This is a genomic window from Streptomyces sp. NPDC041124, assembly GCF_055592385.1.
In genome coordinates this window covers 38,655-64,788 of the sequence record NZ_JBVIYR010000010.1, presented here as the reverse complement: position 1 = coordinate 64,788, position 26,134 = coordinate 38,655, and the positions used below count along the sequence as shown (strand labels likewise).

Sequence of the window (26,134 nt, the reverse complement as noted above, 5' to 3'; positions counted from 1 at the left end):
CCGCGACGGGGGAGCGGTGCCCCGTTCGAGGCCGGACGGACCGGCTGCACCGTTCGAAGCGGCGTACACCTCCAAAGAGAACCGGCGCCCCCTCCCAAAAGTATGACCTTTCTGCCCGGGTGGGCCCGGTCCTGCGCCCCTTCGCACCTCGACGGGTACCGCGGAACCACCCCGGCCATGCGGTCGTCTCCCCCAGGGCACGGTGCCGGACGTGCGGCAGAGGGCCCCACAGGCGCGTGGAGCCCTCTGCCGCTGCCGCAGGCCGGGGCGGCGGGTGAAAGTAGCGGCCGGACGAAGGCGAACCGGCCGACGCCTGGTCCCTCACACGCCCGTCGGAACCCGGGGCCGGGGCTCCTCCTCCGCCTCCTCGCGGAGCCCGAAGCGGTCGTGCACCCGGCGCAGCGGGGCCGGAGCCCACCAGGCCCGGCGGCCGAGCACGGCCATGGTGGCCGGGACCAGGAGCATCCGCACGACGGTCGCGTCGATGAGGACGGCCAGCGTCAGCCCGAGGCCGATCTGCAGGATGGGCGAGAACCCTCCCGTCATGAAGGCGGCGAACACCACCGCGAGCAGCAGCGCCGCGCAGGTCACCACCCGGCCGGAGCGGCGCAGCCCGGTCACCACGGCCTCCCGGTCGTCGCCGGTGCGCTGCCGTGCCTCGCGCATCCGGGCCAGGATGAACAGCTCGTAGTCCATGGCGAGCCCGAAGGCGACCGCCACGATCAGCGGTGGCGCGGTCAGGCTGAGCGCGCCCAGGCCCTCCGCGCCCAGCAGCCCGGCCAGATGCCCGTCCTGGAAGACCCACACCACCACACCCAGCGCGGCACCCAGACTGAGCAGGGTGGTGGCGATGGTGCGCAGCGGCAGCAGCACGGAACCGGTGAACGCGAACAGCAGCAGGAAGGTGCCGGCCAGCACGGTCAGCGCCGCCCACGGCCCCCGTTCCGCGAGCATCTCGCGGAAGTCGACCAGTTGGGCCGCCGTGCCGGTGACCTCGACCGGTTCGTCGCCGCGCGCCTCCCGTACCCGCTCGACCAGCGCGGTCGCCTCCTCACCGTCGGACGCGCCCGGCGGCGGGATCTCGATCACCGCGGCGCCGCCCGGCAGTTCACGCGTCTCGGCGTTCGGGGACAGGGCCCGGATCCGGTCGGCGGTCGCCGGGTCGGTGCCGGGCCGGACGACGACGGTGACCGGCGAGACGCCGGTGCCCGGGGGGAAGTGCGCGCTGACGGTGTCGTGCAACTGCCGGGCCTCGGTGTCCGCGGGGAGCTGCCGCGCGTCCCCCACGGCGATGCTCATGCCGGCCACCGGCACGGCCAGGACCAGCAACGCGGGGACGACCACGGCCAGTACGGCGGCCTTCCGCCGGTCCGCGAAGCGGGCGACGCGGGCGAAGAACCGGCCCTCCTCGCCGCTCTTCGGTGTCTTCGCCGGCGGGATCCGTGCGCCGAACCGCGCGAGCAGCGCGGGCAGCAGGGTGAGCGCGGCCAGCATGTCGATGACGACCACGGCGGCGACCGCGAGACCCATGCTGCGCAGGAACACGCTGGGGAACACCAGCAGCCCGGTCAGACTGACGGCGACCGTGAGCCCGGAGAACAGCACCGTCCGCCCGGCCGCCGCGACCGTACGGTGCACCGCCTCGACCACGTCCCCGGTGTGCCGGCGCTCCTCCCGGAACCGCACCAGCAGCAACAGGGCGTAGTCCACGGCGAGTCCCAGCCCCAGCATGGTCGTCAACTGGATCGCGTACACGGAGATGTCGGTGACCCCGCTGAACGCGAACAGCGCCAGGAAGGCTCCCGCGATGCCGCTGACCGCGACGATCAGTGGCAGCAGCGCCGTGCGCAGCCCCCCGAACACCACCAGCAGCAGGACCAGGACCACCGGCAGGGAGATCAACTCCGCGTTCTGCACGTCCTCCTGGGCCCGCTCGGCGATCTGCAGTCCCAGCAGTGGGCCTCCGCTCACCTGGACGTCGGGCGCGTCGATCTCCCGGATGCGGTCGGCCGCCGCGTCGAGGGTGCGCTTCTCGGCGTCGTCGTCCAGTCCGCTCTCGAGCCGGACGGGGACGATCAGTGCCCGTCCGTCCTCGGCGGTCAGACCGGGTGTGGTGTACGGGTCGGGGACGGCGGCGACCCCGGCGACCTCACGGACGTCGGCCACGGCCCGTTCGACCTCGGCGCGCAGTACGGGGTCCGAGACGGCGGTGCCGGAGACCACGCCGGTGATCGACTCGCCCGCCGGGTCGACCCGGTTCAGGTACTGGGCGGCCGACTCCGACTCGGTTCCGGGCACGTCGGGCACGTTGTCGGAGAGCCGCGCGAAGACGCCCGTGCCGAGTCCGAAGCCCAGCAGCAGAAAGAGCCCCCACAGGAGCATCACGGTCAAGGGGCGGCGGGTGGCCGCCCGGGCGAGTGTGGAAAGCACGGTCCCTCCCGGCGAGTGATGGTTCGTCGACACGCCCTCAGACTCCCGCCGTGGAGGGGGTCGGCGGATCGCCGGTGGGAGCGGGATACGGGCCTCGCCCGTACGGGGGAGAAGGCCCTCTCCCTCACTCCTCAGGGGGAGCCGGGAGTGATCAGTCCCGTCTCGTACGCGCAGATCACCGCCTGCACCCGGTCCCGGAGAGCCAGTTTGCCCAGCACGTTGCTCACATGGGTCTTGACGGTGTGTTCACTGACGAACAGGGTCGTGGCGATCTCCGCGTTGGACAATCCCCTGGCCAGCAGCCGCAGGGTCTCCACCTCGCGTGCGGTGAGTGCGTCCAGGCGCTGCGGTGCCGCCTCGGTGTCCGTGGCGGCCTCCTCCCGGCGGCGCCGCACGACGTCCGCGACCAGCCGCCGTGTCACCGCCGGGGCGAGCAGCGAGTCACCGGCCGCCACCACCCGCACCGCGTGCACGAGGTCGTCCCGGCGGACGTCCTTGAGCAGGAAGCCGCTGGCGCCCGCGTACAGCGCCTCGTACACGTACTCGTCCAGGTCGAAGGTGGTCAGCATGACCACCTTGCAGCCCGACTCCGCGCACACCCGGCGGGCCGCCTCCAGGCCGTCCATCACCGGCATGCGGATGTCGAGCAGCACCACGTCCGCGGTGTGCCGGCGCACCGCCTCGACGGCCTCCGCGCCGTCACCGGCCTCGGCGACCACCTCGATGTCGTCCTGGGCGTCGAGGATCATGCCGAAGCCGGCCCTGACCAGCTCCTGGTCGTCGGCGACGACCACGCGGATGCTCACCCGAGGGCCCCCTCGCGGTCGGCGGCCACGGGCAGCCGCACGACGACCCGGAAGCCGCCGTCCGGACCGGCGCCGGTCTCCGCGCTGCCCCCGCAGGCCGCGGCCCGCTCCCGGATACCGATCAGCCCGTGTCCGCCCGACGGCGCGGACGGTCCCCGCCCGTCGTCCGTCACGGTCACGGTCACCCGCTCCCGCGCCCAGTCCAGCTCGACCACCGCGAAGGAGGCACGGGCGTGCTTCACGGTGTTGGTGAGCGCCTCCTGGACCACACGGTAGGCCGCGACCTCGGTGTCCGAGGACAGCGGGCGGGGCACGCCCGTGGTGCGCAGCTCGGCGCGCAACCCCGTGGACTCCCGCACCCGGTCCACCAGGGCGGGCAGGGCCGTCACGCTCGGCTGCGGCAGCCGTGGCACGTCCTCGCCTTCGGGCCGTTCCTCCTTCAACACACCCAGGATCTTACGCAGTTGGGTCATCGCGTCGCGGCCCGTCGCCGCGATGGTGTCGAACGTGGCCTCGGCACGCTCGGGGTCCTTGCGCACCACCACCGGGCCGGCCTCCGCCTGCACCACCATCAGGCTCACGGCGTGCGCCAGGATGTCGTGCATGTCCCGGGCGATGCGGGAGCGTTCCTCGGCCCTCGCCCGGGCGGTGTCCGCGGCCCGCTCCCGCTCCAGCCGGCGGGCCCGGTCCTCGAGTGCGGTGGTGTAGGCGCGCTGGACGCGGGAGACCACGCCCAGGGCGTAGCCGCAGACGAGACCCATCAGGTGGAAGGCGTACTCGAACGGCTCCTTCTCCGCTTGGTGCTGCATCGTCGCGACGACCCCGATCACCCACCCCGCGAGCATCATCCGGCGCTGCCAGGGCCTGCCCACGGCGGCCAGGGTGTACAGGACGACCATCCCGCCGTACATCACGTCGGGCGGGGGAGCGTGGTACAGCGCCTGCGCGGGGGTGGCGACCGACACGGCCCACGCGGTCGTGCAGGGCGCCCGCCGCCGCCAGATCAGTGGCACTGCGGTGGCCGCTCCCAGCAGCCATCCCTGCCACGTCAGCGGGTCGTCCCCCTCGTCGGGGAAGATCCACTGCAGCGAGACGGCGAACAGCACGAGCGCGGCGAGCGCGGAGTCGAGGGCGTACGGATTCGCCGTGCGCCAGCGGGCGACGACCGGCGTGAGGGCGGAGCGGAGTAACATGGCGGGCTCCTCGGGGCGGGGCGTCCCAGTATCACGAGGGACCGGAAGCCTGTCCTCACCGGTGAGAGGGATTTCCGTACCGGCTGCCGCCCGCCGGTGTCCGTACGGGCCGCGAGGGAAAGGCCGTGCGCGGCGGCAGTTCTCCCGAAAGGCCGTGCAGGCCGTGGTGCCGCGTGGCGCGGCCCGCCGTGCCGCTCGCGCCGCGAGTAGGGTCGTTCCCGTTCGTCGTGGTGGGAAGGGTGCGGACGTGAGGCTGACGATTCTGGGCGGCGGAGGCTTCCGCGTGCCGCTGGTGTACGGCGCGCTGCTCGGGGACCATGCCGAGGGGCGGGTGACCCGGGTCGTGCTGCACGACGTGGACGCCGCCCGGCTGCGCGCGATCGCCCGGGTGCTGGCCGAACAGGCCGCCGGTGCGCCCGACGCCCCCGAGGTGACCTGGACGACCGACCTCGACGAGGCGGTGCGCGGCGCCGACTTCGTCTTCTCCGCGATCCGCGTCGGCGGCCTGGAGGGCAGGGCCGACGACGAACGGGTCGCCCTCGCCGAGGGCGTGCTCGGCCAGGAGACCGTCGGCGCGGGCGGCATCGCCTACGGCCTGCGCACCGTTCCCGTCGCCGTGGACATCGCCCGCCGGGTCGCGCGCCTCGCCCCCGACGCCTGGGTCATCAACTTCACCAACCCGGCAGGACTGGTCACCGAGGCCATGGCGCGGCACCTCGGCGACCGCGTCATCGGAATCTGCGACTCACCGGTCGGCCTCGGCCGCCGTATCGCCCGGGTGCTCGGCGCGGACCCGCGCGAGGCGTGGATCGACTACGTCGGCCTCAACCACCTCGGCTGGGTGCGCGGTCTGCGCATCGCAGGGCGGGACCACCTCCCGCGCCTGCTCGAGGACCCCGCGCTGCTGGGCTCCTTCGAAGAGGGCAGGCTCTTCGGCGCCGACTGGCTGCGATCCCTCGGCGCGGTCCCCAACGAGTACCTGCACTACTACTACTTCAACCGGGAGGCGGTGGACGCCTACCGGCAGGCCGAACGGACCCGGGGCGCGTTCCTGCACGACCAGCAGGCCCGCTTCTACGCCGGGACCCGCGACCCCGAGGTGTCCGCCCTCACCCTGTGGGACCACACCCGCGCCGAACGCGAGGCCACCTACATGGCCGAGAACAGGGAGGCCGCCGGCGCGGGCGAACGCGAGGCCGACGACCTGTCCGGCGGCTACGAGAAGGTGGCGCTCGCCCTGATGCGGGCGATCGCCCGCGACGAACGCACCACCCTGATCCTCAACGTCCCCAACCGCGGCACCCTGTCACCGCTGGACGCGGAGGCGGTGATCGAAGTGCCCTGCCTGGTGGACGCCAACGGCGCGCACCCCGTCGCCGTCGACCCGCTGCCCCATCACGCCACCGGTCTGGTCTGTGCCGTCAAGGCCGTGGAACGCGAGGTGCTGGCCGCCGCCCGGTCGGGCTCCCGCGCCGGTGCGGTCAAGGCCTTCGCCCTGCATCCGCTCGTCGACTCCGTGAGCGTCGCCCGTCGTCTCGTCGACGGATACACCGCCGTCCACCCCGGCCTCGCCTACCTCGGATAGCTTCGGGCCGGCCGGTCGCCCCCCGTGACAGCGACCGCCCGACCCGAGCCCCCCGTTCCCCCGTGCTTCCCCCCGGCGGCTTCCCCAAGTCGCCGACACCATCAAGAGCACGCAACCCGGCCCCTGATACACCCCCGGCGGGAATTTCCCGGAAAAAGTTCTACGGGCGCGCCCCGGTCGCCGTCCTCGCCGCCACGGGCACCGCCGGAGCGGGGACGGCACCGAGCGCCGACCGTGCGGGTTCGGCACCGAGCGCCGACGCGGGTACCTCGCCCCGCTGCTGCGGCAGCACCACCGGCAGCAGCGGGCGCGGACCGGACACCACGGAGTAGTCCGGCCCCAGGAACGGCGGCGTCATCCCGCCCGGGTCGTCGCCCAGCGCCAGCCGTACCGCGGCCCACGGGGCGTTCACCCCGCACAGGGACAGCTGGTGCAGCCCGCCCGCCGGGCGGGTGTTGACGTCCATGAGGACGGGCCGGTCACCGAACATCCGGAACTGGATGTTCGACAGGTGGTGCAGACCGAAACCCTCCGCGATCCGCCGGGCAGGCTCCAGCCACTGCTCGTGCAGGGTGAAACCCCGGCGCCGTCCGTTCTTGGTGCGTCCCACGGCCAGCCGGATCCGGTTGTCGGGCCCGGTCAGACAGTCCACGGACACCTCGGGCTGCTCCAGGCGCGGCATCACCAGCCAGTCGACCGGCTCCCCGGCCTCCCGTACCGCGTCCAGCGCCAGGCCGAGCGGCACGTACGGGCTGGGGAAGCCGCTCAGCTGTGCGAGGGAGAAGGGATCACGCGTGAGCACACGGAAGCCCACCCCGCCCGCACCGGACGCGGGCTTGAAGCACGCACGGTGTCCGTTGCCTTCCAACTCCTCGACCGCAGCCAGGAGTTCGTCCGCGCTCCGCACCCGCCACCACGGCGGCACGGGCACCCCGATCGCCTGGACCGCCTCATAGGCGACCACCTTGTCCAGGAACACCGCCACCGCCTCCGGCGGCGGCGCCAGCAGCGCCGTACCCACGGCCTCGAAGTCGGCGCGGTGCCTCACGATCGCCGACTGGTGCAGCCGGGGCACGAAGACGTCGATGCCGCGCCGCTCGCACTGGGTGAGCGCGTACTCGACGTACGCCGCCGGGGTCAGCCCCTCGGGCTCCGGCTCGGCGGTGTCGGCGGCGGCCAGCACCGGGGAGTCGGGGTCACCGTGCGTGGCGTGGATCTCGACGGGACGGCCGGCGGGATTCCGCCTCAGCTGATCCATGAAGAACACGTTCTCCGCGTACGTGCGGTTGAGCCAGACGCGTACGCGAGAGACCATGCGGGCCGCCTTTCACGGTTCGCGGGCAGGGCGCAGCGGCCCGTTGCCCGGGCAAGACGTTGGAAGGGTCACCAAACCGCCCTGTGCGAAGGGCGCTTCACAGCGGTGGTGTCGGGGCGATCATAGGGCTTCGGCGGATGCACCCGATACCGGGCCCGGCAGCGGGGTGTTGCTTGTCCGGGCGCCACGGATGTGATCTCGTGGGGACGTTCGGTGACGGCTGAAGGGACGGCGGGGATGTCGGGGACGCACGGCGGCGGACAGCTCTGGGCCATCAGCGACCTGCACATCGGCTATGCCGAGAACCGTGCCCTGGTCGAAGCGATGCGGCCCGCGTCGGACGAGGACTGGCTGCTGGTCGCCGGTGACGTGGCGGAGACCGTCGAGGACATCCGCTGGGCGCTCAAGACCCTCGCCGGCCGGTTCGCGAAGGTCGTCTGGGTACCCGGCAACCACGAACTGTGGACCCACCCGAGCGACGCGGTCACGCTGCGTGGCGTCGCCCGCTACGACCACCTGGTCGAGCAGTGCCGCGACCTCGGAGTGGTCACGCCCGAGGACCCCTACCCGGTCTGGGAGGGACCCGGCGGCCCGGCGGCCGTGGCGCCCCTCTTCCTGCTGTACGACTACTCGTTCCTGCCGTCCGGCTGCGCCACCAAGGACGAAGGGCTGGCGTACGCGCACGGCACCGGCATCGTCTGCACCGACGAGCACCTGCTGCACCCCGACCCGTACCCGACCCGTGAGGACTGGTGCCGGGCCCGGGTCGCCGAGACGGAGCGCCGGCTCGCCGAGGTGCCGGACGGCCTGCCGCTGGTCCTCGTCAACCACTACCCGCTGCACCGCCATCCCACGGACGTGCTCTGGCACCCCGAGTTCGCCATGTGGTGCGGCACCGTACTCACCGACGACTGGCACCGCAGGTTCCCCGTCCGCACCATGGTCTACGGCCATCTGCACATCCCCAGGACCACCTGGCAGGACGGGGTCCGCTTCGAGGAGGTGTCGGTGGGCTACCCGCGCGAGTGGCGCAAGCGGGACCGGCCGCCGGGACAGCTCCGGCGGATCCTGCCCGCGGAGCCCGGAGGGGAGGACGGGCGGTGATCGGGGAGCTGCTGCCGCAGACGGTCGTCACCGTGGAGGCCTACGGCGACGAGGGCGCCGACGCCCCGCTGTATCCCGAGGAGGAGACGCTGATCCGGCGGGCCGTCCTCAAACGCCGCCGGGAGTTCACCGCCGTACGGTCCTGCGCCCGCCTCGCGATGGAGAAACTCGGTGTGCCGCCGCGGGCCGTGCTGCCCGGTGAGCGCGGAGCCCCGGTCTGGCCGGAGGGCCTGGCCGGCAGCATGACCCACTGCCAGGGCTACTGCGCCGCCGCCCTGGTACGCGCCGGGGACCTCGCCTCCGTAGGTATCGACGCCGAGCTGCACGGGCCGCTGCCCGAGGGCGTGCTGCCCGCCGTGGCACTGCCCCAGGAGGCCGCGCGGATCGCCGCGCTGGCCGGCGAACTGCCCGCGGTGCACTGGGACCGGTTGCTGTTCAGCGCCAAGGAGGCGGTCTACAAGGCGTGGTTCCCGCTCACCGGGAAGTGGCTGGACTTCGAGGAGGCCGACATCGACCTCTTCCCCGACGACGCCGAACACACCCGGGGCGGCTTCCGCGCCACCCTCCTCGTCCCCGGCCCGCTGGTGGGCGGGCGCCGCATCGGCCACTTCACCGGCCGCTGGACCGCCGGGGACGGTCTGATCGCGACGGCGATCGCGGTGCCGCACGGGTGAAACGCGGCTCCGCCGGCCGCGAAGGGGTGAGCGGCGCAAGCGCCGCCGGCGCCCTCAGCGCCGCTGGGGTGGCGGGGCGGCTGCGGCTGGGTGGGGGCCGAGCGCGCGGTTCCCCGCGCGCCCGGGGGTGTTCGGGGTGGCGTCGGTTCCGGGCTTGGCGTGCGGGACGGCCGTGTCACGCCCTCCCGCACGCCTGTCGCCCGGTCCGGCAGGGTTACGGCTCGGGGTGCCAGTCCCGGACCATGCGGAAGAACTGCTCCTCGTTGCCCGTCAGACCTGCCCGGGCCAGAGCGGCCTCCGCCTCGGCGAGGACGGAGGGCGGAACGAGCGGCGGTCCGGGTGGGCCGGCCGGGCCGGACCGCGTGTCGAAGGCGGCGCGCACGGTGTGCAGCAGCCGTAGATAGGCCTGGACGGCGGTGCGCTCGCGGTCGGTCAGTACGGCGGTGGGCATCGCTCGGCTCTCCCCGTGTCGAGGTCGTCGGTACCACGCCCCCGCACACGGAGGGGGCGCACGCCTCCAGCTTGCCGCCCACCACTGACAATCGGGTTGCCCCCGGGGCCGGTTCGCCCGGCCGGCGGGGCTCGCACGCCGGGGCGCGCCCGTTCAGCTGCGGGGACCCAGGTACCCCAGCGACGCTCCGATCCGGCCCGCCAGATGATCCCGCTGCACCGGCCCTCGCAGCGCCGAACCGGCCAGCAATGTCCGGCACTTGCTGGCCAGCAGCAGGCCGAACGCCTCGGCCTCCTTCTCCTCTGCGAGGTCGAAACGGGTGCGTGCGGCGACCCTCAGGACGGTCGCCCGCAACGCCTCCTCGTCCGGCACCGCACCCAGTAACCGCGTGGCGACCTCGGCTCCCGCGACGTGACTGCCGCAGTGGCCCGCCTTCATGTGCCACAGCTCATGGCCCAGGATCACCAACTGGTGGTCCGGCGCCGTGCGTTCCTCGATCACCACGAGGTCCTGCTCCGCCATGTCGAGCCACAGCCCGCTCGCCGTCTCCGGCGGGAAGGCGGCCGTGCGGAACAGCACGGGACGGCCCCGGCGCCGGCTCATCCCCTCGCACAGGGCGGCGTACAGGTCGGCGGGCCGCGCCGGGACGGGAAGCGTCAGCTCCGCGACCAGCTCGCCGCACAGGCGGCGCATTTCCCTACCGATGCCCACAGTTCTCCCCGCTCACGACTTGGGCCGCTGGACGCTCTCCAGGAGCATGTCCAGCCACTCCGCGACCTTGTCGCGGTGCTGGTCGGTGGGCAGCTGCGCGGCCCGCCAGGCGATCCCGCGCACCCCGTGGTCCTGCAGCAGCCGCTCCAGCGGGTCGTCGGCCACCGCCGCCGCCTCCCGCTCACGGTCGGCGAGCTTCTGCAACAGTTCCTGCTCCGTGTGCTGCAGGGCGCTCGTGAGGGCTTCGGGGTCCTCGGCGGTGAGGAAACCGGCGTGCACCCGGAAGAACCGCTGGATGGCGTCGCAGTGCTCCATGGTGGGCCGCCGGTCGCCGTTGATCAGTGCGCCGGCCTGCTGGCGGGACATGCCCGCACCGTCGGCGATCTCCTGTTGCGTGTACTTGCGGCCGTTCGGCTTCAGCCGGGTGCGGCGCAGCAGGTCCAGCCGCTGCAGGAACCTCGCCTGCACATCGGGCTCACCCGCGCTCCGGCCGCCCAGCAGCGCCTTGACCACGGGCTCCGGGACTCCGGAGGCGACGGACAGCCGACCGACGTCGAACACCTCGGCGTGCGCCACGTCGAGCCGGTCGGCGAGTGCGGTGACGCGGGCGACGACAGCCGGCAGCGCGGCCGTCGGCGCGGTGTCCGGACCCTCGAAGCCACCCGTCACCGAAAGATCTCCTACGTCTCTCACAGGCTTCTCACAAGCGATTGCCGTGAACTTCACGGAGACTAGCCGGTGGTTCGAACTCACATCCAGGTCTCGCCACAACTGTGGCCAATTTCGGCCGTCAACCGTCGTGGAATGCCACGATAGTTGACATGCCGCACGTCCGGGCACCAGGATCGGGACCCGCGTCAGTGCCGCACAGGCAAGAGGGGTGACCTCCCGATGGCATTTCAGGCAGAAGGGCAGCGGCCGGCACCGCAGCCCGGCCCCGGGACCCCCGAGGCCCAGGCCTACCTGCGGGACTACGCCGCTCTGCTGGAGGCGTCCCCCTTCCCCTCCCTGGTGCTGGACCGCCGCTGGGACGTGCTGCTCACCAACGGTGCTTTCCGGACGCTTTTCCAGGGCGTGGAGCCGCACCCCACGGCGTTGCCCGCGGACAACTTCCTCCGGTTCGTCCTCTTCCACCCGGACGCCGCCACGGTCCTCGGCGACCACGAGTCGAGCTGGTGCCTGCCGATGCTGGCCCACTTCGCCGACACGGTCGAGCGCCACGGCCACGACCACGGCCTGCAGGCCATCCGCCGCGACATCGCCCAGGACCCGATCATGGAGGCCGCCTACCGGCACGGACTGCCGCACTGGCGGCGCAGCGTCGGCGCACGGGCCGCCGAACACGACGGCTCCGTACGCCCCCTGCTGCACCCCGACCCCCGCTGGGGCGCCACGGACTGCCGCATCGTCGTCGAGACGACCGGCACCCTCCAGGACATGGGCTGCACCCGGCTGACCCTGGTCCTGCGCGAGACACACCGTGCCCCGGCCCGGCGCCGCGGGGCCCACCGCGCCGCCTCCCACCTGCGCGTGGTCCACGCCGCCGACTGAACGGCCCTCCGCCGGCCCCGTGCGCAGCGACCGGGTCACCGACGGCACTCGCGTCGTGGTGGAGTTCGCCCAGGCCATCAAGTACCCCACGGACCTCGCCGGCCGCCACGGCGGCCCACTCGGCGCCCGGGCTCGCCGCCCCCTTCGGCTCCGACCGGCAGCTCGACGAGTACACCCACGTCCGGTCGACAGTGCGGCAGGGGCCGGGAGCGCCCACTGGAGCGCCACCGCCCCGGAGTCGACCTTCTTCGAATGCAACGCCCATGAGTTACCCGTGAGTTCCGCACATCCAGGTGATGACAGCGGTGACTGTGCGGGACGGTACGGCCCGTGACAGCGTCATTCCCGTCAGCGACCGGGCGGGGAGGGAGACGGCGTGAACAAGGGCTATGCCGTGTACTGCGACGCGGACCCGTACTTCTACGACGCTCCGCACCGCACCGCCTCCCCGGCGGGCGCCGGCCGTACCCGGTACGCCGCAGCCTCGTGGCCCGTCCCGGAGGGATGGCAGCGCAACGAGAGCGGGGACTGGCTCGCCCTGCGTCCCATCGACGCCGAACTGCCCGACCAGGGATGGAAGATCCACGTCTCGGCGTGTCTCGACAACGCCGAGTCCGTGCTCGAGCGGGTGTGGCGCCACTGCGTCGCCGGCGGCACGGCCTTCAAGTTCGTGCCCAGCCGCTACCTGCTGCACCAGCGCAACGCCAAGTACGCGGACCGCGCCGGCAGCGGCAAGTTCATCACCGTCTACCCGGCGGACGAGGAGCGGTTCGAACGGCTCACCGGCGAACTGGAGCGGCTGCTGGCCGGCGAACCCGGACCGCACATCCTGAGCGACCTGCGGCTCGGAGAGGGGCCCGTCCACGTCCGGTACGGCGGATTCACCCGGCGCAACTGCTACGACGCGCAAGGAGAGCTGCGGCCGGCCGTGACCGGTCCCGACGGAGTGCTGGTGCCCGACCTGCGCGGCCCCGTCTTCCGCGTACCGGACTGGGTGGAACCGCCGGCCTTCCTGCGTCCGCACCTTCAGGCGCGCGACGCGCTGACCGTGGCCGGTCTGCCCTACGCCATCGAGTCCGCGCTGCACTTCTCCAACGGCGGCGGCGTCTACCTCGCCCGCGACTCCCGTACCGGACGGAAGGTCGTCCTCAAGGAGGCCCGTCCGCACGCCGGCCTGGCGGCCGACGGCGCGGACGCCGTCACCCGGCTGCACCGCGAACGCCGGGCGCTGGAGCGTCTGTCCGGTCTCGACTGCACACCCGAGGTGCTCGACCACCTGACCGTCGGAGAGCACCACTTCCTGGTGCTGGAGCACATCGACGGCAAGCCCCTCAACACCTTCTTCGCGCGCCGCCACCCGCTCATCGAGGCAGACCCCGGCAAGGAGCGGCTGGCCGAGTACACGGCCTGGGCCCTCGACGTGTACGCCCGGGTGGAACGCGCCGTCGAGAGCGTCCACGCCCGGGGCGTGGTCTTCAACGACCTGCACCTGTTCAACATCATGATCCGTGAGGACGACAGCGTCGCCCTGCTGGACTTCGAGGCGGCGCACCAGGTCGGCGAAGCCGGCCGGCAGACCGTCGCCAACCCGGGGTTCGTGGCACCGTCCGACCGCAGGGGCGTCTCGGTGGACCGGTACGCGCTGGCCTGTCTGCGCCTCGCGCTGTTCCTCCCGCTCACGAGTCTGCTGGCGCTGGACCGGCGCAAGGCGGCCCACCTCGCCGACGTGGTGGCCGGACAGTTCCCCGTGGACCGGGCGTTCCTGGACGCGGCGGTCGCCGAGATCACCCGCGGCGCCACCGAGCCCGCAGGCACCCCGGCGGCATCAGGGGCGGACGGACCGGTGGTCCCGGTCCGACCCGGCGACTGGCCCCGCAGCCGGGACTCGATGGCCGAGGCCGTCCGCGCCTCGGCGACACCGTCCCGCACCGACCGCCTCTTCCCCGGCGACATCGCCCAGTTCGGCACGGCCGGCGGCGGACTGGCCTTCGGCCACGGCGCGGCGGGAGTGCTGTACGCGCTGGCCGAGAGCGGGGCGGGCCGGTACGAGGACGGCGAACAGTGGCTCCTGGAGCGGACCAAGCAGCCGCCGTCGGGCATGCCGCCGGGATTCCACGACGGCCTCGCCGGTGTCGCCTGGACGCTGGAGTACCTCGGCCACCGTGACCGCGCCCTCGACCTCGCCGAGGTGCTCCTCGACCAGCCCTTCGACGACCTGGCCCCGGACCTGCACAGCGGCACCGCCGGACTGGGCCTGGCCCTGGACTCGCTGGCCGCGGCCACCGGGGAGAACGCCCTGCGGACGGCCGCGCGGCGCTGCGCCGAGCTGACCGCCCGGGGCGGGCCCGCCGGGGACGTGAGCGCCGGCCGGGTCCGTGCGGGACTGCTGCACGGCGCCGCCGGGCGCGCCCTGCTCTTCCTGCGGCTGTACGAAGCCGACCGGGACCCCGCTCTGCTCGACCTCGCACGGGACGAACTGCGCCGGGACCTCGCCCGGTGCGTCCGCGGCGCGGGCGGCGCGCTCCAGGTCGACGAGGGCTGGCGCACCATGCCCTACCTGGGCGCGGGCAGCGTGGGCATCGGCATGGTGCTCGACGACTACCTGGCCCACCGGGAGGACGAGGAGTTCGAGCGGGCGCGAGGCGAGATCGTGGCGGCCGCGCAGGCCATGTTCTACGCCCAGCCCGGCCTGTACCGAGGGGTGTCCGGGATGGTGCTGTACCTCGGCCGCACCACGGCCGGCACACCCGGCACCGGCCCCGAGGCCGTCCGGCGGCAGCTCGACGCGCTGTCCTGGCACGCGATGTCCTACCGCGGCCGGCTCGCCTTCCCCGGCGAGCAGATGATGCGCCTGTCCATGGACCTGTCCACGGGCACGGCCGGATGCCTGCTGGCCGTCGCCTCCGTCCGCGGCACCCCGCCCGCCGCCCTGCCGTTCCTCCCGCCGCCGCACACCCGGCGGCCCCAGAACTCGGCCCCTCACGGGGTCGTGATGAAAGAACACAACCTGTTGCCGTACGAAGGGAAGACGTCATGAACCTGTTCGACCTGCAGTCGATGGAGACCCCCAAGGAAGAGGCCATGGGGGACGTCGAGTCCGGCAGCCGCGCGAGCCTGCTGCTCTGCGGCGACAGCAGCCTGAGCATCACGACCTGTAACTGACGCACGGGCCGGCCGCCGCGGTGACGCGGTGAGCCTCAGCCGCCCGGTACCGGCGCCCCGGGTTCCCGCCCGGGGCGCCGGTACCGGCATGCGCGGACACCTCGGCCGGCCGGTCGTGCGGCCGGTGTCCCGACACGGTGGACGGACGGAAGGAGGCCGGCGGGTGCCGACGAGCGGGTTCCGGGCGCGAAGGACGGGCGGGGCACGCGGCGCGGCCGGCGGCGCGACACCGGGCCGCGGGCCCGAAGCGCTGGTGCTGCTGTGCTCGGCCGGATCCGCCGCGGTGACCGTGGCCCAGCCCTACGCCCTCGGCCGCACACTCGACCTGCTCCTGCGCGACGGCGGTGCCGACGGGGCCGCGGGACGCTGGCTGCTGCTGAGCGCCGCGCTCCTCGTGGGCGAACTGCTGCTCGACAGCCTCACCTCCCTGTTCACCGGCCGCTGCAACGCCGCCTGGACGGCGTCCGTCCGGTCCCGTGCCTTCGACGGCCTCCTGAGCGCCGTACCGGAACGCGCACGGCCCTTCACACCCGGGGACGTCGGGACGCGGCTGACCCTGAACGCCGCCGACGCCGGAGGAGCCCCGGCGGCCCGGGCGGCGCTCGCGGCCTCCGTGGTCACGCCCCTGGGCGCGCTCGCGGCCCTGGCCGTCGTCGACCTGTGGGTGGCCGCCTGCGTGCTGGCCGGGCTGCCCGCCCTCGCGCTGGTGCTGCGGACCTTCGCCCGGGACACCGGTGCCTCCGTCGCCGCCTACCAGAAGACGCAGTCGGAGATCGCCTCCCGGCTGCTGGAGGCCATGGAGGGCGCGGCGACGATCACCGCGGCGGGAACCGGAGCCCGCGAACGGGCCCGCGTGCTCGCGCCGCTGGACCGGCTCACCGCCCAGGGACGGCACATGTGGGAGCTGCACGGACGCGCCCTGGCCCGCAGCGGTGTCCTGGTCCCCCTGCTCACCCTCGCCGCCACGGCCGTCGGCGGCCTGCGCCTCTCCTCCGGCGCCCTGAGCGTCGGTGAACTGCTCGCCGTGATCCGCTACGCGCAGCTGACCGCCGGCATCGGTGGCGCCGCGTCCCTGCTGGGCGCGGTGGTGCGCGGCCGGGAGGCACGGAAGCGGACCCTGGCACTCGCCGGCATCCCCGCGCTCACCCACGGGACCCACCGGCTGCCGCCGGCCGGGCGGGGAGATCTCGCACTGCGCGGTGTGCGGGTGGTGCGTGACGGCAGGCAGGTGCTGCACGCGGACGGCGTGCGGGTACCGGGCGGCGCCACGGCCGCGGTGGTCGGCCGCAGCGGAGCGGGGAAGTCCGTCCTGGCCGCCGTGGCGGGACGGCTGGTCGACCCCGACGAGGGGCAGGTGCTGCTGGACGGCGTCCGCCTCGACCGGCTGACCCGGGACGCCCTGCGCACCGAGGTCGGCTACGCCTTCGAGCGCCCCGCCCCGGCCACGGGCACGGTCGCCGAGATGGTCGCCACCGGACCCCGGCAGGTGACGCCCGAGCAGGTGCGGGAAGCCTGCCGGGCCGCGGGAGCCGACGGGTTCGTGCGCCGGCTGCCCCACGGCTACGACACCCCGCTGCCCGCGGCGCCCCTCTCCGGCGGCGAGCAGCAACGCCTCGGCCTGGCGCGGGCGTTCGCGCACGCCGGACGGCTGCTGATCCTGGACGACGCGACGTCCGGCCTGGACACCGCCACCGAACACGAGGTGGACCGGGCGCTGCGCCGCTCGGTGCGTCCGGGGACCAGGCTGGTCGTCGCGCACCGCCCGTCGGTGGCGGCCCGCGCGGACCTGGTGATCTGGCTGGAGGACGGGGAGGTGCGGGCCGTCGCGCCCCACGGCGAGCTGTGGGAACTGCCCGGCTACCGGGCGGTCTTCGCCGCCGACACGGCCGAGGAGCGGGAAGCACCGGACCGGAGCGCCACCCACCGGCCCGCACCCGAGGGGGCACGCTCGTGACCCGCGCCGCGGACGCGCGGGGAACGGGCGACGGGTCGGTGCGGCGCCTCGCGCCGCACGCCCGCCGGTTCCTCGCCCGCCGCACCGGGGTCCTGGTGCGGCTCGCCCTCTGGTCGCTGGCCGAGACCGGGCAGGCGTTCCTCGTGGGCTACGGCGTCGCCCGCGCCGTCGACCAGGGGTTCCTCGCCGGTGACACGCGCCTGGGGCTGGTGTGGCTCACGGTCGCGCTGGTGGCCGTGCTGCTCGGCGCCCCCGTCATCCGGGGCGTGTTCGCCCAGCTGGCCGGCCTGACGGAGCCGCTGCGCGACGGTCTGGTGCGGCACGCGGTCGACCGGTCCCTGGCCCGCGCCGCCATGGGCGGGTCCGGCGGGACGGACCGGGCGGCCGTCTCGCGGCTGACGAACCAGGTCGAGATCGCCCGGGACAGCTTCGCCGGTCTCGTGCTGACCCTGCGCTCGTTCGTCTTCACCGCCGCCGGAGCGCTGCTGGGGCTGCTGTCGCTGCATCCCTCCCTCCTCGTGGTCGTGCTGCCTCCGCTGTCGGCGGGTCTGGGGCTGTTCCTGGTGACGCTGCGACCGATGGCGGCGGCGCAGCGACGCGCCCTGGCGGCGGACGAGGCACTGGGCGACCACGCGGCCCGGTCGCGGGCGGCGCTGCGGGACCTGACCGCCTGCGGAACCGGGCCCGGGGCGGCACGGCGCGGCGCCGAACTGATCGAGGGCGCCGCGGCGGCGGCCCGGGTCCTGGCCGGCTGGGCGGCGGTGCGCACGGCGGCGCTCGGGGTCGCGGGTCACCTGCCGCTCCTGGCGCTGCTGCTGGCCGTACCGTGGCTCCGCGGGAAAGGGGTGACGGCGGGCGCGCTGCTCGGTGCCTTCACCTATCTCGTCCAGTCGCTGCTGCCCGCCCTGCACACGCTGATGACCGCGCTCGGTGCGGCCGGGTCCAGGCTGCTGGTCGTCCTCGACCGTATCGTCGGCCCGCGGCAGCCGGAGCCGGACCCGGAACGGGAGCTGCCCCGGACGGCGGAGCCGGCACGGGCCGGGGGGCCGGACGGCTCGCGGGCGCCGGTGTCGGCGGTCCCCCGTCCGGCGCGGCCGGAGCCCGCGCGCCCGGCGGCGCACCGTCCGGCCCCCGGCGACGCGGGCCGCTGGGCCGTCACCGCCCGGACGGCCGCCGGCCTCCCCGGCACCGGCGACGACGCACCGGACCCGTGCGGACGCCCTGCGGAGGGCGGCCGGACCGCGGCCGTGGAGCTGCGGTCCGTGACCCTGTCCTACGGCGTCCGCGCCGAACCGGTCCTCGACTCGCTCGACCTGCGCGTCGCCCCGGGCGAGCACCTCGCCGTCGTCGGCCCCAGCGGCATCGGCAAGTCGACGCTCACCCGACTGGTCGCGGGCACGCTCGCGCCCAGTGGCGGCGAGGTCAGGGTGGCCGGCCGGGAGGTGACGGGCCGTCCACCCGCCGAACTCGCCGCGCTGCGCGTCCTGGTGCCCCAGGAGGCGTACGTCTTCTCCGGCACCCTCGCCGACAACCTCACCTATCTCCGGCCGGACGCGGGCCGCGCGGACCTCGACGCCGTCGTCGGCGCCCTCGGCCTGCGGCCCCTGGCGGAACGCCTGGGCGGCGTCGACGCGCCGGTGCGGCCCGCCGAACTCTCCCACGGCGAGCGGCAGCTCGTCGCGCTGGCCCGCGCCTGTCTGTCCCCCGCCCCCCTGCTGCTGCTCGACGAGGCCACCTGCCATCTCGACCCCGCTTCCGAGGCGCGCGCGGAGGAGGCCCTCGCACGGCGGCCGGGGACGCTGCTGACGGTGGCGCACCGCCTGTCGTCCGCCGTCCGCGCCGACCGGGTGCTGGTCCTGGACGGGAGGGACGCCGTGTGCGGCACGCACGACGAGGTGCTGGACCGCTCGCCGCTGTACCGGGACCTGACGGGCCACTGGCACGGCGGACCGGCCCGCCGGCGCTGACCGGGGCGGGCCGTCCGCAGCGCGGACCACCGCCCCCTACGTCCAGCCGGCGCTCTGCAGTATGCGTATCGCGTCGACCCGGTTGCGGGCGCCCACCTTCCGTATCGCCGTCGCCATGTAGTTGCGGACGGTCCCCCGGGAGAGATGCAGACGGGCCGCGATCTCGGTCAGGGGCGCCCCTTGTGAGGCGAGGGACAGCACGCTCAGTTCCCGGGTCGTCAGCGGCATCTCGGCGCCCTCCAGCAGGGCGACGGTGAGCGTCTCGTCGAGGAAGCGTTCACCCTTCGCGACCGTGTGCACCGCCGTGATCAGCCGTCGGGCCGGAGCGTTCTTGTCGACCAGCCCGAGAGCACCGCCGTCGAACGCCCGGCGGAGTATGCCCGGACGTCTGGCCGTCGCCAGGACGACGAGCCGGTCCCCCTGCCGCGCCTGGAAGGGCGCGTCGTGCGTCTGCCCGGGGCCCCGCAGGCAGTCGCCGTCCACGACCCACACATCGGTCGGCAGTACGTCACGATCCGGCAGATCGGCGCCGGGTGACATGGACGAGACCTCCAGCGCGGCATCGGACCGCAGCAGTTGCACCAATGCCGATCGCAGCAGTTCCTCGTCGTGCACCACGACAGTACGAACCATGTCCCCCACCTCTGGTCAGCGGCTGCGCCCGGGGCAGCCGTCATCACACGCTCCTCCCGGGCCAGGGGCCATGTGCCCTGATCCGCCCGGGGAGAACACTGCGCGTACGCACGAGCGAACCGCACCGGACGCAATCCGCCGCACCCCGAGCCCCTGGAGATGCCCGGCGAATGTGCCCGCCCGGCCGAAAACGATGGAGGCACGCGCCCTCCCGCGGGCCGTGCCGGCCCGCTTGACACGCGGCAGCCGGTCCTCACCCCCCGCGGCGGCGGGCCCCGGCCCCTGGCCACAGCGGTGCGTCGCCGTCCGGGGCCCCGGTTCTGCGTGGAAGCGGGCGGCCGGCGCGACGCGCGCACTCCGCTCGCCGCACGGCTGGAAACAGCGGCCCCGCAATCTGGCGCGAATCCCACGGCCCGTACCCGCCGCGGGCACGGGACGGCCACGGGCCCGGGTTGTCGGTGGCACCCCCTAGTCTTCCGATCAACGACACCGCGGGGCGGGCCAGTTGGGTCCGCCGGACGCGCCGTGCCGGCATCCGGTGGTGGAGAGGTGAAGAACGCATGGGTTGGCTGGCAGTGGGCGACACACACGAAGTCGCTCTGGTGGACGGCCGGGTGGTGGCCCGGCCCGCGTCGGGGGAGTCCCCGCCCGGACGGGAGCGCGCACAGGAGGGAACGCTGCCCGCGGGGATACGGGACCGTCCGGAAGTGCTCGAACTCCAGCGGTTCGCCGAGTGGCTGGACCGGCACGCCGCCGAGTGCGCGGCACAGGTGACCACCTGGATGGTGTCCTCCCTGCCGGTGCCGACCGGTCTGCTGGCCCGGGTCTGGCCCGACGAGGCGTGGCAGGCGGCGCTGCGGGACGTCGTCGTGGCCGGTGACAGCCCCGACGAGACCGGCTTCCTGCGTGACGCCGACGAGTCGGGCGCTCTGCGGGTGGTGAACCTGGACGGCGAGACCGTCCGCCTGACTCCCCGCACGGTGACCCTGCCCCACCCGGTCCTCCTGCCCGACCTGGACGAACTGCGAACGTTCGCAGCGGAGTCGGGAATGGTCCAGGGTGTCGAGCAGATCCATCGCGCCACCTGGCACAAACCCGCCGGCCTTGAAGGGACCGCCGACGCGGTCCGGGAATTCGCCGGCGCCGAGTACCGCTCCTGGTTCCACCTTGCCGCCCGTGCCACGTCCCTCGGCTACACGGTCTCCGGCATCAGCGTCATGGACCGGATCCGGGACGCCGGACGCATTTTCACCGCCTCGGTCGGCATGAGCGACCCCTACGCCGAGGAGAAGGCCTGGACCGGCGGCCTCACCTGGAGCGACGAGGACGGATACCGGACCCTTCCGCTGACCGAGGTCGGCCCCGTCGCCTGGTCCGAAGGCATGCGCATGGCCGCGGCCCTGCACGCCGGCCGCACCGTCCCCGCGGACGGCGACCGGTGAACGGCACGGCGGAACGTACATCCACGAAAGGCACGCGATCATGAGCGACGGGACGACGCGGGACCGGGCGACGGCAGACGTGGAGGAACTGCTGCGCGCCGGTGCGGTACTGCCTCCGGGCACCACCGGCGGCGGCGAGCGGGCCGTGCCCATGTATGCCCAGGCCTACCGCCATCCGGGCCTGGACGGCCGGATCGTCGTCCGCCTGACCGCGGAGGAGGGGACAGGTGACCCGGGCTCCGGCTTCCTCGGACTGCGCCCCGACGGCGAACCGGTGGAGATCGGGGTCGGGCAGCACCGGGCCCTGGGCTTCCCCGATTGGGTGCTCGCCCGCCACCCCTCGGACGGGCACCTGGCGATGTCCCTGGTCGAGGAGATGGACAAGGTCGCCCGGACGGTGAGATCCCGGCCGAAGAGGGCCCGCGCCACCTACGAGTCGATCGGCGAACGGCTCGCCGGCTCCGTACCGCACTTCCTGCCGACCTTCTACGAGCAGGCGGGCCGCGTCTTCCTGGCGGCCGGCGAGCGGGCCTACGCCTCCATGATGTTCGTCAACGCGCGCAAGGCGGAGACCGCGCACGCGCTGCCGTTCGACGAGGCCCGCATGGACGCGGTCTTCCTGGAGTTCGCGCTGGCCGACGCCGTACCGACGAAGGTCCTCTCCAGCTACGCCAAGGGACTGTCCTCCCGGGTCCCCGCGGCGACGGCGTTCCGGCATCTGCGCGCGCTCTTCGTCCGGCTGGCCACTCACGGACTGCCCCCGTCGAGCCCGGGGGCGGGCGAGCTGCGCAAACTGGCGAAGGCGGCCGCGGGCAAGAACGCGCAGGCGGAGGAGATGGCCTACCTGCGCGAGATGCTGGCACTGCCCGGCACGGTCAAGGCGCCGCCCGGCTGGTGGAAGGCGCACCGTCAGGCCCTGGTCGAGCTGGCCCGAAGGGAACCCGCCGTCCGCGGCACCCTGCTGGGACTGCTGCCCGCGGAGTGGGAACGGGAGGAACTGACCCAGTGGCTGGACCTGTTGGAGAAGTCCGGGGCCACCGCCGGGCTGTGTGACCGTGACCTGCCCGCCGACGTGCGTTCCCCCGACGGAGCCACCGGATGGCTGCGCAGATTCGTCAAGCTGAGCGGAGCCGACGGCCGCCACACGGCACCGCGGGAGCTGTACCCCCTCGTGGACCGTATGGCCGGTGTGCTGCGGGCCGAACTCGAAGCGGCCGCCGGCATGCTGCCGCCCCCGGTCGGCGACGTGGACCTGCTCGACCAGCTCCTGGCACTGGGCATACCGGTCGCGGAACCGCAGGGCCGTGCGGCGCTCGCCCTCAATGCCTGGGCGGCCCGCGAGCAGCGGCGTGACCTGCTGGCACTCGCCGCCGACAGCCGCTTCCACGCGGCGTTCCGGCGCGGCTGCCCCGACGACGACTGGGGGACCGCCGAGCAGACCGTCCTCACCCTCGCCGAGTCCTCCGGTGGACGGCCCATGCTCGCCGTATGGGTGGGCTCGGTCTGCCGGCGGTACGTCACCAGTGAACTCCCCGGACTTCCCGGCTCCTCCGGCGCCCTCAGGACACCTTCCTGGCTGCCGGGCAAGGTGCTGGCCGTCGCCGAGGAGGAGGTACGCCAGGCACTGGCCACCGGCGTCGCACCCGCCCTCGCCCGCACCCTGCGCACCGGCATCCTCGACGAACTGGGCTGGCCGGCCTGGGAGAAGGCCGTCGAGGCCGTCGCGCCGCGGGAGGCCGCCAAAAGCGTCCGTGTCGCCGACGCCTGGCCCCATCTCGTCGTCCTGGCCGCCGGACAGGCCCGGGTGATCGGCGCGGAGGGCACGGTCCTCACCCACGAACTGCGCCTTCCGGACGAGGTGGAGAGCAGTCTCCGGCAGGTCGACTGCCATTATGTGGACGGCGAGTTGCTCATCGGCTGGGACACGTACCAGACCGGGTCCCAGGGCTACTGGCACCACACCGCGGACGCACCGCCGCTCGCCCTCGCTCTCCACGGTTCCTACCTCACCACGGTGGACGGGAGCGGGACGCACGACAACGACATGGCCCCCGTCACCCTCCCGCTGCCGGGCGGCGGCCGTACCACCGGTGGCGGCGTGCTACGCCGGGGGGACGCCCGCGTTCCGGGGCGGGGGAAGATCGCGAGCGACGGGACGTCGTACTGGGTGCACGTCTGGGACAGCGACACCCGGGCTGTGACGTGGTGCCCCTACGACCCGGGCAGTGACACGACCGGCGCACCCGGAGCACCGGAATGGCTCGCCACGGCGCTGTCGGACGCGCCGGAGGGCAGCGAGTTGAGCGCCGCCTGGATGCGGCACGCCCCGTCCGCGGCGGACGGTCCGGTGTGCGCCCCGGTGGACGGGGTGCTCGGCTGGCGCGTGGTGAAACGGCCCGACGGCTCCTACCGGGGCGAGGACCTGGCCGGGCGCTCGGTCGTCGTGCCGTCCGGCGTGGACAGGGTTCCGCGCCACGCGCTGCGGTTCCCCGGCGGCGACCGGCTCCTCGCGGTCGTCCGGGCGTGGGACGGCGTCGAGTTGCTCGACCCGGACGGCAGGACGGTCGCCCGGATCCCGAAGGAGCACGGCTCCGGCCCCTTCACCGCGGGCACCGCGCTGCTGCCGCCCCTGCGCTACTGGCATCAGCTCCAGCCCCGCGACCCCCAGGGCTCACAGGCGCTCCGCCGGATCGACGACGACACCGCGGCGGCACTTCTGGCCGCGGCGACGGAAGAGGGACCGCCGAACACCGGGGACGGGGACGAGCAGGCGGAACACGGCGCGGACCTGGTGCCGGCACTGCTCCGCACCCTGCTGCCGCAGGTCGGGCACGAGGCACTGCGCGCGGGTGTCACCGGGGTGGTCCGGTTCGCCGCCGAACAGCAGCGCACTCTGGACGCGGCGCTCGCCCGGCTCGACGAGGCGATCATCGGAGTCGTCCGGCGGACGCCACGGCCCAGGCCGGGCGACGACTTGCTCGCGGCGGCGCTGAACGGCGTCGGCCTGACCGGTCATGGCTGGCGCACCGCGTACTACGACTTCTACCACCACCTCTTTGACCTGCCCGGCCTGCTCGGCCGTTCGATGCGCGGCCTGGCCGAGCCGGTCCCCGCCGGCCGGACCCACCTCGATCTCGAAAAGTCGGAGTCGCTGGACACCCTGGACGCCGTGGCGCTGCCCCTCCTGCCGGCCGCACTGGCGCTGCGGGCCGGTTCGCAGGCCACGGTGGCGGAACACCGGGAGGCGCTGGGCGCGTTCCTGGAGGAGTTCGACGAGCAGAACCTCACCGACCTCGACCCCGGCCACTGGCGTTGTGTCCGGCTGCGGCTGGACCCGAGCCTGTTCGAAGGGCCTGACGGGATCAAGGGATACGGGGACGTCACCGTGCTCGACCTCGGCGGCGGCGCGTTCCTGCTCTTTCCCCGCCGACACCGCTTCCTCGACGACTGGGACGTGGACGAGCCCACGGGCAGGCACTACGGAGCCATCTTCCACGACCCGTCCGGCCGGTTCGAGGCCCCCGCGCCCTACACCCTGCTGGCCACGCGGCCGTTCGTGCCGGAACCGGCCCGGCCGGCCGGCTGGGCCGCGGCGTTCCGCGCCGAGCTCGCCGAGCGCGGCCCGGCACCCTGGTTCCCGGCGGCCGCGGAGGATTTCGCGCGGCTCACCGGCGTCACCCCGACCATGGCCCGGCTGGTCGTCGCGGGTCTGCCCAGGATCGACGACAAGCGGGAGCCGGTCCCCTCCGCGACGCTGAAGACGATCGGGGTGAAGGCGGCCGACGCACGCGTGGCCAAGGACCAGCTGAAGTCCCTCGACGCGGGCGCCCGGCAGGCCGTCGTGGCGGCGCTGCTCCCCGACGACACGTCCCGGCTGTGGACCCACGGTCCCGACGCCGCCCGCGCCGCCGGGGTCTGGAACGAGCGGCTGGGCCGCCGCACCCCCGTCCCCGAGGAGGTGCTCCACGAAGCGGTCCGCACCGTGGTCTCGCCGGGATGGGCACCGGACGCGGCGCTGCAGGGCTTCGTCGACAGGGCCACCGAGCCCCGGCTGAACGCGGACCTGACCTGGGGTTTCGGCCCCTACTCCCTCGAGACCGCCGAGAGGACACGCGGGTTCGACAACGAGGTCCTCAAGGGATCGGTGACCCTGGCCGCATGGCTGGCCCACCGGCTCCCGTCGGGTGACCCGGTCCGTGCCGCGCTGCCCGGCGTACTGACCGCGCTGCGCGACCGGCTGGCCCACCCCGGCCTGCTGATCCGTCTCGACAGACGGAACGACTGGGAGGCGTACCGGCGGGCCGCAGGTGACCCCACGGAGACCGGCGACGGCTTCGTGCGCTACGGCGCGGTCGTCCTGAGCACCGGGGGGCGGTGCGACCCCGCCATCCGGCCCGCGCTGCTGGACGCCTCAGGGAGGGACCCCCATCTGACGGCGCTGTTCACCGGTGAACGGCCCAACGCCCAGGAGACCGCGCTGCGTCTGGTGCACGACCGGCCGTTCGCCGAACTCCTCGCCGACCCGGGCAACCCGGTGGCGGGCGAGCGCGACGCGGACGGCCTGTGGTGGCCGCAGGACCCCGCCCGGTCCGTACCCGACCTGGTCACGGAAGCGGCCAGGCAGTACGGCATCAGTGAGGACGCCGCCGCCCTCTACCTGATGCTCCTCGCCATGCCGGACCCCACCGACCACCACACCGCCCGCTGGACCGGCTGGGGCGCCCAGCGCGGCGGAACGGCCAGACTGCGGGCCGCCCGCGCCGAACTCGCCGCCACCGACCTCGTCATCGAGGGCAACCGCTCCAAGGCCGGACGCTCCATGTTCCTGCCCGGCGGCTGGACCCAACTCACCAACCCGCACCTCCCACTGGAGCGGTGGAAGCTGCCGATGTACGAGCTGGTCGAGGGCGAGGAGCCCGTGCTGGGCGTCGTCGTGCCGCTCCGGCCCGTCGCTGGTCTCTACCGTCAGGCCTGGCAGCGGGTCCAGGACGGGGACGGACCGCAGCTGGAGGAACTGGAGGTACCGCGGCCGCGGAAGGGCCGCCGCTGAGCTCCGCCGGAAAGGCCGGGCTCCGCCGGCGGACCGGGGACCCGGTCCGCCGGCCCGACCGGGAAGAAGGGGACGGCCGTCGCGTACGGCCGTCCCCGCCGAACCG

General features: G+C 74.1%; 18 protein-coding genes. 10 read left to right on the top strand and 8 right to left on the bottom strand.

What is annotated here, in order from left to right:
* Positions 1–321: 321 nt before the first annotated feature.
* The 3 genes from ACZ6A9_RS25460 to ACZ6A9_RS25450 form a co-directional block, all read right to left on the bottom strand.
* Positions 322–2,430 carry an MMPL family transporter gene (locus tag ACZ6A9_RS25460; protein ID WP_468989450.1) on the bottom strand — a complete coding sequence of 703 codons (2,109 nt, stop codon included), beginning with the start codon at positions 2,428–2,430 and terminating at the stop codon, positions 322–324.
* A gap of 131 nt (positions 2,431–2,561) precedes the next feature.
* Positions 2,562–3,236 carry a response regulator gene (locus ACZ6A9_RS25455; protein WP_468989448.1) on the bottom strand — a complete coding sequence of 225 codons (675 nt, stop codon included), beginning with the start codon at positions 3,234–3,236 and terminating at the stop codon, positions 2,562–2,564.
* Positions 3,233–4,429 (bottom strand): sensor histidine kinase, encoded by a 1,197-nt coding sequence (locus ACZ6A9_RS25450; RefSeq protein ID WP_468989445.1) that lies wholly within the window; start codon positions 4,427–4,429, stop codon positions 3,233–3,235. Before ACZ6A9_RS25450 ends, ACZ6A9_RS25455 begins: the two co-directional genes overlap by 4 nt.
* Positions 4,430–4,676: 247 nt before the next feature.
* Between ACZ6A9_RS25450 and ACZ6A9_RS25445 the strand changes: the two genes are divergently transcribed.
* A complete protein-coding gene (locus ACZ6A9_RS25445; protein WP_468989443.1) occupies positions 4,677–6,014 on the top strand; it encodes a 6-phospho-beta-glucosidase in 1,338 nt (445 codons plus the stop codon).
* 160 nt (positions 6,015–6,174) lie between these two features.
* On the opposite strand, the gene ACZ6A9_RS25440 is transcribed toward ACZ6A9_RS25445, so the two are convergent.
* Positions 6,175–7,329 carry an ATP-grasp domain-containing protein gene (locus tag ACZ6A9_RS25440; protein WP_468989442.1) on the bottom strand — a complete coding sequence of 385 codons (1,155 nt, stop codon included), beginning with the start codon at positions 7,327–7,329 and terminating at the stop codon, positions 6,175–6,177.
* 237 nt (positions 7,330–7,566) lie between these two features.
* Between ACZ6A9_RS25440 and ACZ6A9_RS25435 the strand changes: the two genes are divergently transcribed.
* Both ACZ6A9_RS25435 and ACZ6A9_RS25430 read left to right on the top strand, forming a co-directional pair.
* Positions 7,567–8,433, top strand: coding sequence for a metallophosphoesterase family protein (locus ACZ6A9_RS25435; RefSeq protein ID WP_468989439.1), 867 nt, complete (start codon positions 7,567–7,569; stop codon positions 8,431–8,433).
* Positions 8,430–9,107: a 4'-phosphopantetheinyl transferase family protein gene (locus tag ACZ6A9_RS25430; RefSeq protein ID WP_468989437.1), complete on the top strand. Its 678-nt coding sequence runs from the start codon at positions 8,430–8,432 to the stop codon at positions 9,105–9,107. The genes ACZ6A9_RS25435 and ACZ6A9_RS25430 overlap by 4 nt, the downstream gene beginning before the upstream one ends.
* Before the next feature lie 214 nt (positions 9,108–9,321).
* On the opposite strand, the gene ACZ6A9_RS25425 is transcribed toward ACZ6A9_RS25430, so the two are convergent.
* The 3 genes from ACZ6A9_RS25425 to ACZ6A9_RS25415 all read right to left on the bottom strand — a co-directional run bounded on the left by ACZ6A9_RS25425 (position 9,322) and on the right by ACZ6A9_RS25415 (position 10,938).
* Positions 9,322–9,558, bottom strand: a complete 237-nt coding sequence (locus tag ACZ6A9_RS25425; RefSeq protein ID WP_468989435.1) for a hypothetical protein — start codon at positions 9,556–9,558, stop codon at positions 9,322–9,324.
* Positions 9,559–9,711: 153 nt separating this feature from the next.
* Entirely contained in the window at positions 9,712–10,251 is a 540-nt protein-coding gene (locus ACZ6A9_RS25420) for a toxin-antitoxin system, toxin component (RefSeq protein WP_468989977.1), read from the bottom strand.
* Positions 10,252–10,281: 30 nt separating this feature from the next.
* Positions 10,282–10,938 (bottom strand): helix-turn-helix domain-containing protein, encoded by a 657-nt coding sequence (locus tag ACZ6A9_RS25415; protein ID WP_468989432.1) that lies wholly within the window; start codon positions 10,936–10,938, stop codon positions 10,282–10,284.
* A 222-nt stretch (positions 10,939–11,160) separates the two neighbouring features.
* Between ACZ6A9_RS25415 and ACZ6A9_RS25410 the strand changes: the two genes are divergently transcribed.
* From ACZ6A9_RS25410 to ACZ6A9_RS25390, 5 genes are all read left to right on the top strand, one after another.
* Positions 11,161–11,820: an MmyB family transcriptional regulator gene (locus tag ACZ6A9_RS25410; RefSeq protein WP_468989430.1), complete on the top strand. Its 660-nt coding sequence runs from the start codon at positions 11,161–11,163 to the stop codon at positions 11,818–11,820.
* Between the two features lie 376 nt (positions 11,821–12,196).
* Positions 12,197–14,857: a class III lanthionine synthetase LanKC gene (gene lanKC / locus ACZ6A9_RS25405; protein ID WP_468989427.1), complete on the top strand. Its 2,661-nt coding sequence runs from the start codon at positions 12,197–12,199 to the stop codon at positions 14,855–14,857.
* A complete protein-coding gene (ramS, locus tag ACZ6A9_RS25400; protein ID WP_040905584.1) occupies positions 14,854–14,982 on the top strand; it encodes a mycelium formation morphogenetic lantipeptide SapB in 129 nt (42 codons plus the stop codon). The genes lanKC and ramS overlap by 4 nt, the downstream gene beginning before the upstream one ends.
* 163 nt (positions 14,983–15,145) lie before the next feature.
* Positions 15,146–16,936, top strand: coding sequence for an ABC transporter ATP-binding protein (locus tag ACZ6A9_RS25395; RefSeq protein WP_468989424.1), 1,791 nt, complete (start codon positions 15,146–15,148; stop codon positions 16,934–16,936).
* A complete protein-coding gene (locus ACZ6A9_RS25390; protein ID WP_468989421.1) occupies positions 16,933–18,903 on the top strand; it encodes an ATP-binding cassette domain-containing protein in 1,971 nt (656 codons plus the stop codon). Before ACZ6A9_RS25395 ends, ACZ6A9_RS25390 begins: the two co-directional genes overlap by 4 nt.
* A gap of 36 nt (positions 18,904–18,939) precedes the next feature.
* Here ACZ6A9_RS25390 and ACZ6A9_RS25385 read toward each other — a convergent pair whose 3' ends face one another.
* Complete coding sequence (locus ACZ6A9_RS25385; RefSeq protein WP_468989418.1) at positions 18,940–19,536, bottom strand: LuxR C-terminal-related transcriptional regulator; 597 nt, start codon at positions 19,534–19,536, stop codon at positions 18,940–18,942.
* Positions 19,537–20,096: 560 nt separating this feature from the next.
* Between ACZ6A9_RS25385 and ACZ6A9_RS25380 the strand changes: the two genes are divergently transcribed.
* Together ACZ6A9_RS25380 and ACZ6A9_RS25375 are read left to right on the top strand one after the other, a co-directional pair.
* Positions 20,097–20,978, top strand: a complete 882-nt coding sequence (locus ACZ6A9_RS25380; RefSeq protein WP_468989416.1) for a DUF4132 domain-containing protein — start codon at positions 20,097–20,099, stop codon at positions 20,976–20,978.
* Between the two features lie 40 nt (positions 20,979–21,018).
* Positions 21,019–26,028 carry a DNA-binding protein gene (locus tag ACZ6A9_RS25375; RefSeq protein ID WP_468989413.1) on the top strand — a complete coding sequence of 1,670 codons (5,010 nt, stop codon included), beginning with the start codon at positions 21,019–21,021 and terminating at the stop codon, positions 26,026–26,028.
* The last annotated feature ends 106 nt before the right edge of the window (positions 26,029–26,134 follow it).

What these genes read in the sequence shown, in the direction of transcription:
- ACZ6A9_RS25450 (WP_468989445.1), bottom strand. Translation starts at nt 4,429, where the DNA reads ATGTTACTCCGCTCCGCCCTCACGCCGGTCGTCGCCCGCTGGCGCACG.
- ACZ6A9_RS25440 (WP_468989442.1), bottom strand. Translation starts at nt 7,329, where the DNA reads ATGGTCTCTCGCGTACGCGTCTGGCTCAACCGCACGTACGCGGAGAAC.
- ACZ6A9_RS25435 (WP_468989439.1), top strand. Translation starts at nt 7,567, where the DNA reads ATGTCGGGGACGCACGGCGGCGGACAGCTCTGGGCCATCAGCGACCTG.
- ACZ6A9_RS25425 (WP_468989435.1), bottom strand. Translation starts at nt 9,558, where the DNA reads ATGCCCACCGCCGTACTGACCGACCGCGAGCGCACCGCCGTCCAGGCC.
- ACZ6A9_RS25420 (WP_468989977.1), bottom strand. Translation starts at nt 10,251, where the DNA reads ATGCGCCGCCTGTGCGGCGAGCTGGTCGCGGAGCTGACGCTTCCCGTC.
- ACZ6A9_RS25410 (WP_468989430.1), top strand. Translation starts at nt 11,161, where the DNA reads ATGGCATTTCAGGCAGAAGGGCAGCGGCCGGCACCGCAGCCCGGCCCC.
- ramS (WP_040905584.1), top strand. Translation starts at nt 14,854, where the DNA reads ATGAACCTGTTCGACCTGCAGTCGATGGAGACCCCCAAGGAAGAGGCC.
- ACZ6A9_RS25385 (WP_468989418.1), bottom strand. Translation starts at nt 19,536, where the DNA reads ATGGTTCGTACTGTCGTGGTGCACGACGAGGAACTGCTGCGATCGGCA.
- ACZ6A9_RS25380 (WP_468989416.1), top strand. Translation starts at nt 20,097, where the DNA reads ATGGGTTGGCTGGCAGTGGGCGACACACACGAAGTCGCTCTGGTGGAC.
- ACZ6A9_RS25375 (WP_468989413.1), top strand. Translation starts at nt 21,019, where the DNA reads ATGAGCGACGGGACGACGCGGGACCGGGCGACGGCAGACGTGGAGGAA.